Genomic DNA, 13,641 nt, shown 5'->3' with positions numbered 1-13,641 from the left:
TCGACCGCGGTGAGGATGCGGGTGCCGGCGGCCTGGATCTCGAACTGCTCGGGGCTGAACAGCAGGAACGTGCAGTCCACGACCATGTCCACGGACTTGAGCGCCTCGACCGCCAGCCGGTTGTGGGCCAGCCCGGAGTCGCCGACGGCCCAGGCGCCGGACGCGGAGGCGGGTGCGGGCAGGCGCAGGTGGAAGCCCTGGGCGCCGAGTTTCTGCACGGCCCAGAGGAAGGCGTCGGCGTACTCGGCGCGGTCGCCGCCGCGGGTGAGCACGGCCACGGTCTCGCCCTCGTGCACACCGGAGAGCGTGAGCTGCTGCAGGCAGATCTCGTTGAACAGGTTCTGGTCCACTGAGGGTCCCTCCAGGGAGTCCGGGGGAGATAGTCCGAACACTGACGATCCCTCGTCGAGGGTCTCGGGTCAAGAGGGGGCGTGTTTCCGGCGCGTGACGTACCGGGCGCCCCTGGTGACGCCGCGGCGTGATGTGATGGGTGTTGTGGCGAGCGGGGGACCGGCGGGACGTGCGGGGATCGATCCCTCGAAGGGTCTGCCCGCGCCGTCCGCGCTGCTCGCCGCGCCGGGTTACGTCGCGCGCAGGCTCCACCAGGCCTACACCGCGGCATGGGTGCGCCTTGTCGACCCGGTGCTCACCGGCCCGCAGTTCGCGGTGCTCACCGCCGTCGACGCGTTCCCCGGCGCCGAGCAGGGCTCGCTGGCCTCGTCGGTCGCGCTCGACCGCTCGACCATGGGGAGCATCGTGCGCCGGTTGGAGGAGCGCGGGCTGATCGTCCGGGAGCGGCCCGCGGAGGACGGTCGCAAGCGGCTGTTGCGCCTGACTCCCGAGGGGGAGGCGACGCTGCGCGAGACGGACCGGCGTGCGCGCGAGCTCGACCGGCTGCTCATGCAGGGCTACGAGGGCGCGGAGCAGGAGGCGCTGCTGCGCAGGTTGACGGTGCTCACGGAGCACTGGGAGAGCCTCGTCGACGACTGACCGGGTTGCCGGTCGCCGGGTTTCTGACGCGTTACAGCTTGCGGAACCCCTTGCGCTCCGGGATCGTCAGTGTTCGGATTATCTCCGCCGGGCGCCGCCGGATGTCCGCACCGAGCGGAGGATCGCGGCGGACCCCGCCACGCCGTTCGTCCACTGTGGACGGCTCATCACGCTCGACGACGTCCCGGGAGGAACAGTGCCGGCCAGCCAGTCCTACGCGGTCACCATCGCAGGCGGCGGTCTCGGTGGCCTCACCACCGCGCTCGCGCTGCGCAACCGCGGTCTGCGGACCACCGTGCTGGAGCAGGCTCCCGAACTCGGGGAGGTGGGCGCGGGGATCCAGACCGCGCCCAACGCCAGCCGCGTCCTGCTCGGCCTCGGCCTGCGCCGCCGGCTCGAGGCCATCCACACCGAGCCGCAGGACCAGGTGCGCCGCCGGTGGCAGGACGGCAGCATCATCGCCACCCTGCCGCTCGGCGACCGCGTCAAGCGGGAGTTCGGCGCCCCGTACTGGCACTACCACCGCGCCGACCTGCACAAGGTGCTGCTCGACGCCTGCCTGGACCCCGAGGGCCCCGGCCCTGTGGTGGAGGTGCACACCGGGGCGCAGGTCATCGACATCGACGTCGCCGATCCCGCCTGCCCGGTCGCGATCACGACCGACGGCCGGCGCTTCGCCGGCGACGTGCTGGTCGGCGCCGACGGCGTCCGGTCCGCGGTCCGCGACGCGATGGGCCTGCCCGACACGCTCGTCTTCTCCGGGGAGATGGCCTACCGGGCCCTCATCCCCGGCGACAAGATCGCGGCCGACCCCGCGACCCGCTTCCTGCTCGACCGGTTCCACTCCACGATCTGGTACGGCCCGGACCGGCACCTCGTGCACTACCTCATCCGCGGCGGGGAGTACCTCAACGTCGTCGCGATCGTCCCGAACACCCTCGACGTCGAGCAGACGTGGACCGGACCGGCCAGCGCCGACGAGATGGTCGACGCGTTCCGCGGCTGGGACGACCGCGTGGCCGCCATGTTGTCCAAGGCCGAGGGGGACGCCTCGAAGTGGGCGATGTACCGACGCCACCGCGACCCGGTGTGGGTGGACGGCCACGTCGCGCTGCTCGGCGACGCCTGCCACGCGATGCTGCCCTACCAGGCTCAGGGCGCGTCCCAGGCGATGGAGGACGCGGCCGTCCTCGCCGAGGAACTGGGTTCGGTGACCCGCGACGGCATCGCGGGTGCGCTCACCCGGTACGTGGCGCGCCGCGCCACCCACGCCGGCATGGTCCAGGACGCGTCCCTGTCGAACATGCGCTTCTACCACCTGCCCGACGGCCCCGAGCAGCAGGAACGCGACCGGCTGCTGCGAGAGTTCGGCGGCGAGTCCGACGTGTCCTACGACTGGCTGTGGCGCGGCACGCCGCGTGACGACGCCGACCTCGAGTCCTTCTCCTACCCGTTCGTGCGCTGAACTTCACCGAAGAACGGAGCCGCACATGCGTACCGGCGACCAGATCGTCCAGGACCTCCCCTGGAAGTGGGGCGTCCAAGGCAAGATCTTCATCATCGGCGGGCTCGGCTATATGTTCGACGCCTGGGACGTCGCCCTCAACGGGTTCCTGACGCCGCTGCTCGGCACCGAGTTCGAACTCGCCACCGGCGAGCGCGGCCTCGTGGCCACCGCGAACCTCGTCGGCATGGCCGTCGGTGCCGTTGCGTGGGGCACCATCGCCGACCGCGTGGGCCGCAAGAAGGCCTTCAGCATGACGCTGATGATCTTCGCGTTGTTCTCCGTGCTGGGCGCGCTGTCGCCGAGCTGGGAGATCTTCCTGGTGCTGCGCTTCCTCGCAGGTGTCGGTCTCGGTGGCTGCATCCCGGTGGACTACGCGATCGTCAGCGAGTTCTCCCCGCGCAAGCAACGCGGGCGGGTGCTCGCCGCGATGGACGGGTGGTGGCCGATCGGCACCACCCTCGCGGGCCTGACCGCCACCATGCTCGTGCCGGTCACCGGCAACTGGCGCTGGATGCTGGCGTTGATGGTGCTGCCCGCGCTGCTGCTGTTCTGGGTGCGCCGCGGCGTGCCGGAGTCGCCGCTCTACCTGGCACGCACCGGCCGGGAGCCCGAGGCGCGTGCCGTCATCGACGACATGGTGATGCGCACCGGAGCCGCGCCCGAGCCGTACGAGATCCCCGCCGTGGTCGCGGCTCCGGCCGCGTCGCGCAAGCGGGGGCTCGCCGCAGGTGTGGAGCAGCTGCGGATGGTGTGGGCGTTCAACCCGAAGATCACCGGGGTGGCCTGGTCGCTGTTCATCTCCGTGATGGTCGTGTACTACGCGGCGCTGGCCTGGATGCCGTCGATCCTGCGGGCGCAGGGCATGGGTGAGGTCGCCGCCTTCGGCAGCACCACCGTGATGAACGCGGTCGGCATCCTCGGCGTGATCACGGCGGTGCTGCTGGTCGAGGTGATCGGCCGCAAGTGGGTCATCGGCGTCGCCGCGATCCTCTCCGCCGCGTCGTTGCTGGTGTTCTCGCTCGTGCTCGGCTCGCCGACCGCGGCCATCGTGATGATCGCCGTCTTCGGGTTCTTCTCCCTGGTGGTGATCCCGGTGATGTACGCCTACGTCTCGGAGCTCTACCCCACGGAGCTGCGGGCCAGCGGCTTCGGCTGGGCGTCGTCGTCGAGCCGGGCGGTCACCGGCTTCGTCCCGCTGATCTTCGGCAGCCTGCTGTGGCCGGTGCTCGGCCTGCCGCTGACCTTCGGGCTGATGGGCGTCGTCGTGCTCGCCGCGGTGATCTTCATGGCCGTCGCCGCGCCGGAGACGCGTGGCCGCGAGCTCGACCACATCGTGACCGAGGGCGACGGGAACGCCGCTGCGGTGGCGCCGGACGACTCGGCTGTCCGAGGCTGAGCCGATGAAGCCCGCCGCATTCACCTACCACCGCGCCCGGACGATCCCGGGCGCGGTGGGGCTCCTCGACGAGCTGGGGGACGACGCGAAGGTCATCGCGGGCGGCCAGAGCCTGGTCGCGATGATGAACTTCCGGCTCGCCCGGCCCGAGCACCTGATCGACATCGCCCGGATCCCGGGGCTCGACGCGATCACCCGCGACGGGGACGCGCTGCGCGTCGGCGCGCTCGTCACCCACCACGCCGTCGAGACCGCCGACCTCGGACCGGGCTTCCGGGTCCTGTCCGACGCGATGGCATGGGTCGGGCACCTGCCGATCCGCACCCGCGGGACCATCGGCGGCAGCATCGCGCACGCCGACGCCACCGCCGAGTGGTGCCTGCTCGCGGTGCTGCTCGACGCGCTGGTGGTGGTCGAGGGGCCCCGCGGGCGGCGCAGCATCCCGGCCGAGGAGTTCTTCCAGGGAGTGTTCACCACCGCGCTCCAGGCGGACGAGCTGATCGTCGAGGTGCTCTTCCCGCGGCCGGCGCCCCGCGCGGCGCTCACCGAGTACGCCGAGCGGCGCGGTGACTTCGCGATCGTGGCCGCGGCCGTCGACCTGGACGCCGCGCGCGTCGTGCTGGGCGGCGTCGCCCCCGTGCCGCTGCGCGTCCCCGCGGCCGAGGCCGTGCTGGCCGAGGCCTTGAGTGGATACGAGTGCTTGAACGATTCGAGAGCACTCGTCTCCTACTCACGGGCGGCGGCAGCCGCGGCGGAGGCGATCGAGGCCCGGGACGAGCCGGGGCTGAGCGCGCATTACCGGCGCGGACTCGTCCGGACTCTCGTCGCGCGGGCCTGTACCGAGGCCTCTGGCCCGGAGGGAGTGGGATGAACGAGCCTCGGTTGCGCCGCGACGGCGCCTGGGTCGGGGCGTCGGTGCCCCGGCGGGAGGACCCGCGCCTGCTGGCCGGGCGCGGCCGGTTCGTCGACGACGTGGTGCTGCCCGGCATGCTGCACGCGCAGTTCGTGCGCAGCCCGGTGGCGCACGGGCGGATCGTCGCGGTCGACCTGGACGACGTGCGCGAGGTGCCCGGTGTCGTCGCCGCGTTCTCGGCGGCGGACCTGGACCTGCGCGACATCACCGCGCTGCTCGACCGCCCGCCGCACGAGTTCGTGCCCACCGCGATGCCGGTGCTCGCCCGCGACACCGTGCGCTACGTCGGGGAGCCGGTCGCGATCGTCGTGGCGCGCGACCCGTACGCCGCCGAGGACGGGCTCGAGGCCGCGGTCGTCGAGTACGAGGAGCTCGATCCGATCGTCTCCGACACCGCCGCGCTCGCCGAGGACGCCCCGCTGGTGCACGCCGAGGCGCCCCGCAACACGCTCGTGGACGTCTCGCTGTTCGCCACCGAGGGCATCGACGACGTGTTCGCCGACGCACACTGTGTCGTGCGGGTGCGGACCAAGACCGGCCGGCAGAACGCGCTGCCGCTGGAGACCCGCGGCGTCGTGGCGGACTGGGACGACCGCGACGAGCAGCTGCAGGTACAGACGGCCACACAGGTGCCCCACCAGGTGCGCACCGTGCTCGCACGCTGCGTCGGCCTGCACGAGAAGCAGGTGCGCGTCACCGTGCCGGACATGGGCGGCGGGTTCGGGCAGAAGTGCGTGGTCGGCCGCGAGGAGATCGCCGCCGCGGCCGCCGCGCTGCGCCTGCGCCGCCCGGTGAAGTGGATCGAGGACCGCCGCGACGCGCTGACGGCCGCCTTCCTGGCCCGCGAGCAGCGCTACGACGTGCGCGCCGCGTTCGACGCCGAGGGCCGCATCCTGGCCCTGGACGCCGACGTCGTCTGCGACATGGGCGCCTACTCCTGCTACCCGTTCACCGCGGGCATCGAGCCGCTGATGGCCTCGGCGGAGATGCCCTCGGTCTACAAGGTCCCGGCCTACCGGGTGCGCGGCCGCGCCCTCACCACGAACAAGGCGCCGACCGCGCCGTACCGCGGGGTGAGCCGCCCGCAGTACGTGATGGTGGTGGAGCGGCTCATGGAGCGGGCCGCCCGCGAGCTGGGCATGGACGCCGTCGAGCTGCGCAGGCGCAACGTGATCACGGTGTTCCCCTACACCGGCGTCAACGGCATCACGTACGACCCGGGCTCCTACCGCGAGTCGCTCGACCTCTGCGAGCAGGTGGTGCGCGACGAGGGCTGGTACGACGTGCGCGCCGCGGAAGGCCGGGTGATCGGCATCGGCTACGCGTGCTTCTCCGAGCGCACCGGCTACGGCTCCGGCGCCTTCGCGCAGCGGAAGATGCAGGTGGTGCCCGGGTTCGACATCTCCGAGATCCGGATGGACACCTCCGGCACGGTCAGCGTCACCACCGGCACGATGAGCCACGGCCAGAGCCACGAGACGACGATGGCCCAGATCGTGGCCGACCGGCTCGGGCTCGACATCGCCCAGGTCAAGATCGTGCAGGGCGACACCGACCGGATCACCTACGGGTGGGGCTCGTTCGCCAGCCGCTCGATCACGATCGGCGGCAGCGCCGTGGCGGCGGCGTCGGTGCAGCTCGGCGAGCAGCTGCGGGAGATCGCGGCGCACCTCCTCGACGCCGACGTCGACGGGTGCGAGCTGGACGGCGCGGGCGGCGTGCGCCTGCGGAACGACCCGGAGCGCCGCCTGTCGTTCGCCGAGCTCGCGGACGTCGCCTACCTGCGGTCGCACCTGCTGCCCAAGGGCGTCGGGCCGGGTCTCACCGCGACGGCGAGCTTCGACGTGCCGGGCGACGGCACGTTCTCCAACGCCACCCACGGCGTCGTCGTCGAGCTGGACCCGGGCACCGGCGGCATCGAGATCCTGCGGTACGTGTGCGTGGAGGACTGCGGGGTGGCGATCCACCCGCAGATCGTCGAGGGGCAGTGCCGGGGCGGGATCGCGCAGGGCATCGCCGGCGCGCTGTTCGAGCAGGTCACCTACGACGACGCCGGGCAGCCGCAGGCCCCGAGCTTCATGGAGTACAAGGTGCCGACGGCCGCGGAGATCCCCGACGTCGCGATCCACCACCTCGAGACGCCGTGCGCGTTCACCGCCAACGGCGCCAAGGGCGCGGGGGAGGGCGGCACGATCGGCGCCCCCGCCGCCGTGCTCAACGCCGTGAACGACGCGCTGCGCGCCACCGGCGTGGAGCTGGACGACACCCCGATCGCACGCGAGGCCGTGCACCGGGCGCTGGAGGGAACCCTTGTCTGAGATCCAGCTGATCGAGCTGACCGTCAACGGCGAGCGGCACGACCTCGCGATCGAGCCGCGGCGCACGCTCGTGGACGTGCTGCGCCACGACCTGGGCCTCACCGGCACGCACGTGGGGTGCGAGCACGGCATCTGCGGCGCGTGCACGGTGCTGGTGGACGGGTCGCCGGTGCGGGCGTGCCTGATGTTCGCCGCGCAGGCCGAGGACGCCGACATCCGCACCGTCGAGTCGCTCGCGGAGCCGGACGGCACGCTGTCGGACCTGCAGCAGGCGTTCTCGGCGCACCACGGGCTGCAGTGCGGGTTCTGCACGCCGGGCTTCCTCATGCTCGCCGAGGGATACCTCGCCGAGCGGCCCGACCCGACGAAGGAGGAGATCCGCGAGGTGGTGGCGTCGAACCTGTGCCGGTGCACGGGCTACCAGACGATCGTCGAGGCCGTGGACGACTGCGCGTCCCGGCGCCGGGCGGCACTGCAGGAGCAGCTGGACAGGAGGAGCGCATGACGGACGCGGTCTACGAGCGAGCGGGCTTCGGTGCGCCGGTGCGGCGCGGGGAGCGGCCGGCCATCGTCGTGGTCGACCTGACGCACGGCTTCACCGACCCCGCGGCCCCGACGGGTGCCGACCTGTCGGCCGTCGTCGCGGCCACCGCCACGCTGATCGAGGCCGGACGACCGGCGGGCGTGCCCGTGGTGTTCACGACGATCGCCTACACCCCGGCGGAGGCCGACGGGGACGCCGTCACGTGGCTGACCAAGGCGCCCGGCATGCGCGCGCTGCGCGAGGGCAGCCGCGCCGTCGCCGTGGACGACCGGCTGCCGCTCGACCCGCGCGACCACCTGATCACCAAGAAGGGCGCCTCGGCGTTCTTCGGCACCACGCTCGCCGCGCTGCTCGCGGGCCTGCGGGTGGACACCGTGCTCGTCTGCGGCGCCACCACCAGCGGGTGCGTGCGCGCCACGGCGGTCGACGCGGTGCAGAGCGGGTTCTCGGTGCTCGTGCCGCGCGAGTGCGTCGGCGACCGGGCAGCGGGCCCGCACGAGGCGAACCTGTTCGACATCCAAGCCAAGTACGGGGACGTGATCGAACTGTCCGACGCGATCGACTACCTGCGGGTTCCGGCGGAGGTGACCCGATGAGGGCCGTGCTGCAGTCCGCGCTGGCCGACCTGGCCGACGTGCCCGCCACCGGCCGCTGGGTCCGCTCCGGCGACGTGGCGCTGCACGTCCTCGACTACGGCGGCGACGGCGTGCCGCTCGTCGTGCTCCCGGGGATCACCAGCCCGGCGATCACGATGGACTTCCTCGCCCGCGAGCTGACCGACCTCGTGCGCCCGATCGTCGTGGACGTGCGGGGCCGGGGGCTCTCGGACTCCGGGAAGTCCTACACGCTCGAGGACTACGCCGACGACACCGTCGCCGTGATCGACGGGCTCGGCCTCGACCGACCCCTGCTGCTCGGCCACTCGATGGGCGCGCGGATCGCGGCGGTCGTCGCGGCCCGGGGCGTCCCGCTTCGGGGCACGGTGCTCGTCGACCCGCCGATGAGCGGCCCCGGCCGCGGCCCGTACCCGACCACGCTGGAAGCGTTCCTCGGCCAGCTGGAGCAGGCGCAGCGCGGCACCGACGCCGACGAGGTGGCCCGGTCGTGGCCGCGCTGGCCGCGCCGCGAGCAGGAGCTGCGCGCCCGGTGGCTGTCGAGCTGCGACGCCGAGGCGGTCGCGGCCACCCACGCCGGGTTCGAGAGCGAGGACTTCTTCACCACGTGGCCGCAGGTACCGGCTCGTACGGTGCTCCTGTACGGCGGGGAGAGCCCGGTCGTCACGGCGGCCGGTGTGGCCGAGGCCGCGGCCGCGAACCCGGGGGCCGAGCTGGTCGAGGTCCCGGGCGCAGGCCACATGGTGTTCTGGGACGAGCAGGAGACGGCGCGCCGCCTGCTGCGGGAGATCCTCGGCCACTGGTGACGTCGATCGATCCGCCGAAACGGCCACGGTGACGTACCCGTGCGCGCGATCCTGCCTGCCATGGTCGCCAACCGCGCCCTCCTCGCGCTGCTCGCCCGCCAGGACGGGCTGGTCACCGCTGCCCAGGCCGCCCGGTGTGGTCTGACGGAGCGGGCGCTGCAGCGACGTGTCCAGGACGACGGGTGGCGCCGGGTTGCTCCGCGGGTCTTCCTCGCCGGTGGGCACCGGCGAACCGACCGTGGCCGGGTCCGCGCTGCCGGGTTGTGGGCCGGCGACCGGGGAGCGGTATCCGGGCCGGCAGCGGCCTGGTGGCTCGGGATGTCGGCGGTGGTTCCCGCCCGGATCGAGGTGACGGTGCCGCGCCGGCTCGGGCTGCGCGGCTACCCCGGCGTCCGGGTCCGCCGCCGCGATCTGGCAGTCCCCGACACGGTCCTCCGCGACGGCATCTGGTGCACCGCCCTCCCACTCACGGCTTTGGAGACCGCGACAGCGCTGCCCGACGGCTCGGCGTTCCTCGACCGCGCTCTCCAGAAGCACGTCCGCTTCGAGGACCTGTACCGGGCGTACTGCCGCAACATGGGCGCTCGCGGTGCCGGCCGCATCGCCGCACTCCTGACCGCGGCAGCCGACCGAGCGGATTCCGCCGCCGAACGGCTCCTGATCTCACTCCTGCGCGATGCGGGGCTGACCGGGTGGGTCCGCGGCCGGCCGTTCGAGCGCTGGGTCATCGACATCGCGTTCCCCGACGCCGCACTCGCCATCGAGGTCGACGGCTGGGCCTGGCACATGGACGTGGACCGGTTCCGGGCAGACCGCCGGAAGGGGAACGCACTCGTCAGCGCGGGATGGCAACTCCTGCGCTTCACCTGGCACGACCTCACCACCCGACCGGCCGACGTCATCGCCGAGATCCGTTCCGCCCTGCTGGCCGCCGCGACCGCTTGATCACGTGATGGGCGCGTTTCCCGACGTCCTGGGTCGGGGAACGCACCGACCCGATGATCACCGTGCGGGTCAGGCCTCAGGAGCGCCGAGAAACAGCAGTACGGCTCCAAGGTGCGGAGTGTGGCGGTGAGGTGTGGCGGTGAGGAGGTGGCTCCGGCCACCGTCTGCGGCGGGCCACGGCCAGGGCGGGGATACTGGAGTTCGTGAGCGTCTCCCTGGGCATGCCCGCACCGCCCGCGCCGACACTGGCCTCCCGCCGGAAGACCCGGCAGTTGCAGGTCGGGGCGGTCGGGGTCGGTAGCGACCACCCCATCTCGGTGCAGTCGATGACCACCACCCTGACCTCCGACGTCAACGCCACCCTCCAGCAGATCGCCGAGCTCACGGCGTCGGGCTGCGACATCGTCCGGGTCGCGTGCCCGAGCCAGGACGACGCCGACGCGCTTCCCGCGATCGCGCGCAAGTCGCAGATCCCGGTGATCGCCGACATCCACTTCCAGCCCAAGTACGTGTTCGCCGCGATCGAGGCGGGTTGCGCCGCCGTCCGGGTGAACCCGGGCAACATCCGCAAGTTCGACGACCAGGTCAAGGAGATCGCGGCCGCCGCGAGGGACCACGGCACCCCGATCCGGATCGGCGTCAACGCGGGCTCGCTGGACAAGCGCCTGATGGAGAAGTACGGCAAGGCCACGCCCGAGGCGCTGGCCGAGTCGGCGATGTGGGAGGCGAGCCTGTTCGCCGAGCACGACTTCCACGACATCAAGATCTCGGTCAAGCACAACGACCCTGTCGTGATGGTCAGGGCGTACGAGCTGCTCGCCGAGCAGTGTGACTACCCGCTGCACCTGGGCGTCACCGAGGCGGGGCCCGCGTTCCAGGGCACGATCAAGTCGGCCGTCGCGTTCGGGGCGCTGCTGCGCCAGGGCATCGGCGACACGATCCGCGTGTCGCTGTCGGCGCCGCCGGTCGAGGAGATCAAGGTCGGCACCCAGATCCTGCAGTCGCTCAACCTCCGTCCGCGCAAGCTGGAGATCGTTTCCTGCCCGTCGTGCGGGCGCGCGCAGGTGGACGTCTACAAGCTCGCCGACGAGGTCACGGCGGGTCTCACCGGCATGGAGGTGCCGCTGCGCGTCGCGGTCATGGGCTGCGTCGTGAACGGGCCGGGGGAGGCCCGGGAGGCCGACCTCGGAGTGGCGTCGGGCAACGGGAAGGGCCAGATCTTCGTCAAGGGCCAGGTGATCAAGACCGTCCCGGAGCACGCGATCGTCGAGACACTGATCGAGGAGGCGATGAAGATCGCCGAATCGGTGGAGGGCGAGGGGGAGCCCCAGGTGACGGTGGGCTGACGCGCGCCGACCACCCGGATCCCGTCGTGGGCGCCGCCACGAGTGTCTGGCATCGTTGGGGGGTGCTTCGTCTCGCCGGAGCGCGGCTCCTCGACGACCGGGACCGCGCAGGGGTGCGTGCGGCCCTGGAAGAAGATCCGGTGGCCGCCTGCATGGTCGCGGCTCGTGTCGAGGTTGCGGGTCTGGATCCGTGGCGGCTGGGCGGTGAGCTGTGGACCGTCGGCCCCCGGCTCGACGCGCTCTGCTTCTCCGGCGCCAACCTCGTCCCGTTGCGCGGCGACCGCGCCGCACTGCGCAGCTTCGCCGACCGCGCGCGCCGCCACGGGCGCACCTGCTCCTCGCTCGTCGGGCGTGCGGAGCTCGTGCTGCCGCTGTGGGAGGACCTGGAGTCGCACTGGGCGCCTGCCCGCGAGGTACGCGCCGACCAGCCGTTGATGGTGCTCGCCGGTCCGCCCGCGGTCGACCCGGACCCCTACGTCCGGCCGGTGCGTCCGGCCGAGCTGGATCGCTACCTGCCCGCCGCCATCGCGATGTTCACCGAGGAGGTCGGGGTCGACCCCCGGCTGGGCGACGGTGGGGTCGGATACCGCGCCCGGGTGGCCGAGCTGGTGGCCGCGGGCCGCGCGTTCGCCAGGTTCGAGAACGACGAAGTGGTCTTCAAGGCCGAGATCGGCGCCCTGTCCGGGCAGGTCGGGCAGATCCAGGGGGTGTGGGTGCACCCGGAGCGGCGCGGGCACGGGCTCGGCACGGTCGGCACCGCCGCGGTCGCCGAGCGGCTCGCGGCCATGGGCCGGGTGTCGAGCCTGTACGTCAACGGCTTCAACACGGTGGCGCGCGCCGCCTACACGCGGATCGGTTTCCGCCAGATCGGCAGCTTCGCCACTGTCTTGTTTTGAGACACCCGTTCGGGCGGCACCCGTTAAGGTCAGTGAGTGCGTGTGCGCCCGGAGATCCCCGCGATCGACACCCCGACCGCCCACTCGCCCCGGCTGTGGAACTACTTCCTCGGCGGCAAGGACCACTACGTGGTCGACCGGCAGGTCGGTGACCTCTTCCGCCTGCTCTACCCGCCGATCGACGACGTCGCGCGTTCCTCGCGGGCGTTCCTCGTCCGGACGGTGCGGCACCTGGCGACGGCCGGTGTGCGGCAGTTCCTCGACATCGGCACCGGCCTGCCCGCCGCCGTGAACACCCACGACGTGGCCCAGCAGGTGGCGCCCGGCGCCCGCGTCGTCTACGTCGACAACGACCCCGTGGTGCTCGCGCACGCCCGAGCGCTGCTGCACGGCGCGGCCGACGGCACCACCGCATACGTCGACGGCGACCTGTACAACACCGGCGCGCTGCTCGAGGCCGCCGGGCGGACGCTCGCGTTCGAGCAGCCGGTGGCGCTGGTGCTCACCAACATCCTCGGGCACATCCCGGACCACGCCGACGCGCGGCGCATAGTGGCCGAGCTCGTGGCGGCCCTGGCACCGGGCAGTCATCTGGTGCTCGCCGACAGCACGACCGACGGCGGGCGGTTCGACGCGGCCGTCAGCATGTGGAACCAGGCGGGCTCGCTGCCCTACGTGCTGCGCACCCGGGATCAGCTGGCGCAGCTCTTCGACGGACTCGAGCTGCTCGAGCCCGGCTTCGGCCCGTGTGGGCTGTGGCGACCGGAGGAGGGTGGGATCGGCACGCCCGTCGCGGTGGACCTGTTCGGTGCAGTGGGCCGCAAGTCCTGAGGTGGTGGCCGGGGCATCCCGTCACCGGCCGAACATCACCGCACCGCGCTGCGTGTCCATGTATTCGCGTACGCGGTGGACCAGGCCGTCGCGCACCTCGAAGACGAAGCAGTAGTCGTTGTCGTAGGGCCGCCCGGACGCGAGCGTGGCCCGCATCCGCTCCTCGACGACCACGATGTCACCGTCGGCCACGACCGTTCGGAACTCGACCGTCACGTCGGACACGAACACGGCGGGGAACTCCTCGGTCAGGAAGCGGACGATCCGGTCCCGGCCGACGAGGTGGTGCTCCCCGCCGATCGCGCGGGCCGTGGCGTTCCCCGGCGGCGCGAGCCATTCGGCATCGGGCGTGAGGACCGCCGCCACGCGCTCGGCCCGCCGGCTCCCGAACGCCTCCCACGCCCTCAGCACCGCAGCCTTGCTCCCGCTCGATTCCTGGTTCACGCGCCGACCGTGACAGGTCGGGAGGCCGGGATCACGCCGGATCCGGACGTCCGGATGTGTCTCGTCGACGCTCCGGGGCCGCGGCACACTG

Annotated in this window: 13 protein-coding genes and 1 pseudogene; 12 read left to right on the top strand and 2 right to left on the bottom strand. The window is 72.5% G+C overall.

Translation table 11 applies throughout. The features are described from left to right. Nucleotides 1-350, bottom strand: a pseudogene (locus tag CFP66_RS17970) (leucyl aminopeptidase); the annotation flags it as partial. A gap of 136 nt (nt 351-486) precedes the next feature. Between CFP66_RS17970 and CFP66_RS17965 the strand changes: the two are divergent. The 12 genes from CFP66_RS17965 (at nt 487) to CFP66_RS17910 (ending at nt 13,106) form a co-directional block, all read left to right on the top strand. Next, the gene (locus tag CFP66_RS17965) at nt 487-990 is read left to right on the top strand and encodes a MarR family winged helix-turn-helix transcriptional regulator (protein WP_094925487.1); all 504 of its coding nucleotides are present in this window, start codon (nt 487-489) and stop codon (nt 988-990) included. Nucleotides 991-1,186: 196 nt separating this feature from the next. Next, a complete protein-coding gene (locus CFP66_RS17960) occupies nt 1,187-2,455 on the top strand; it encodes an FAD-dependent monooxygenase (RefSeq protein WP_094925484.1) in 1,269 nt (422 codons plus the stop codon). A gap of 25 nt (nt 2,456-2,480) precedes the next feature. Further along, nucleotides 2,481-3,893 (top strand): MFS transporter, encoded by a 1,413-nt coding sequence (locus CFP66_RS17955; protein WP_094925481.1) that lies wholly within the window; start codon nt 2,481-2,483, stop codon nt 3,891-3,893. Between the two features lie 4 nt (nt 3,894-3,897). After that, nucleotides 3,898-4,764: a xanthine dehydrogenase family protein subunit M gene (locus CFP66_RS17950; protein ID WP_094925478.1), complete on the top strand. Its 867-nt coding sequence runs from the start codon at nt 3,898-3,900 to the stop codon at nt 4,762-4,764. Further along, nucleotides 4,761-7,124 (top strand): xanthine dehydrogenase family protein molybdopterin-binding subunit, encoded by a 2,364-nt coding sequence (locus CFP66_RS17945; RefSeq protein WP_094925475.1) that lies wholly within the window; start codon nt 4,761-4,763, stop codon nt 7,122-7,124. The genes CFP66_RS17950 and CFP66_RS17945 overlap by 4 nt, the downstream gene beginning before the upstream one ends. Continuing rightward, nucleotides 7,117-7,629: a (2Fe-2S)-binding protein gene (locus tag CFP66_RS17940; protein ID WP_094925472.1), complete on the top strand. Its 513-nt coding sequence runs from the start codon at nt 7,117-7,119 to the stop codon at nt 7,627-7,629. Before CFP66_RS17945 ends, CFP66_RS17940 begins: the two co-directional genes overlap by 8 nt. Next, nucleotides 7,626-8,264, top strand: coding sequence for an isochorismatase family protein (locus CFP66_RS17935; RefSeq protein ID WP_094925469.1), 639 nt, complete (start codon nt 7,626-7,628; stop codon nt 8,262-8,264). Before CFP66_RS17940 ends, CFP66_RS17935 begins: the two co-directional genes overlap by 4 nt. After that, complete coding sequence (locus CFP66_RS17930; protein WP_094925467.1) at nt 8,261-9,088, top strand: alpha/beta fold hydrolase; 828 nt, start codon at nt 8,261-8,263, stop codon at nt 9,086-9,088. Before CFP66_RS17935 ends, CFP66_RS17930 begins: the two co-directional genes overlap by 4 nt. A 60-nt stretch (nt 9,089-9,148) precedes the next feature. Beyond that, nucleotides 9,149-10,033: a DUF559 domain-containing protein gene (locus CFP66_RS17925; protein ID WP_143517290.1), complete on the top strand. Its 885-nt coding sequence runs from the start codon at nt 9,149-9,151 to the stop codon at nt 10,031-10,033. A 203-nt stretch (nt 10,034-10,236) separates the two neighbouring features. Continuing rightward, a complete protein-coding gene (ispG, locus tag CFP66_RS17920; RefSeq protein WP_198961515.1) occupies nt 10,237-11,379 on the top strand; it encodes a flavodoxin-dependent (E)-4-hydroxy-3-methylbut-2-enyl-diphosphate synthase in 1,143 nt (380 codons plus the stop codon). 62 nt (nt 11,380-11,441) lie between these two features. After that, complete coding sequence (locus tag CFP66_RS17915; protein WP_094925463.1) at nt 11,442-12,275, top strand: GNAT family N-acetyltransferase; 834 nt, start codon at nt 11,442-11,444, stop codon at nt 12,273-12,275. 36 nt (nt 12,276-12,311) lie between these two features. Continuing rightward, nucleotides 12,312-13,106, top strand: a complete 795-nt coding sequence (locus CFP66_RS17910; RefSeq protein WP_094925461.1) for an SAM-dependent methyltransferase — start codon at nt 12,312-12,314, stop codon at nt 13,104-13,106. A 21-nt stretch (nt 13,107-13,127) separates the two neighbouring features. Here the strand turns inward: CFP66_RS17910 and CFP66_RS17905 are convergent, their stop codons facing one another. Further along, nucleotides 13,128-13,550, bottom strand: a complete 423-nt coding sequence (locus CFP66_RS17905; RefSeq protein ID WP_198961514.1) for a nuclear transport factor 2 family protein — start codon at nt 13,548-13,550, stop codon at nt 13,128-13,130. Nucleotides 13,551-13,641: the final 91 nt, after the last annotated feature.

This window comes from Pseudonocardia sp. MH-G8 (assembly GCF_002262885.1).
GTDB lineage: Bacteria > Actinomycetota > Actinomycetes > Mycobacteriales > Pseudonocardiaceae > Pseudonocardia.
This window is presented reverse-complemented; position numbering and strand designations above follow the sequence as displayed.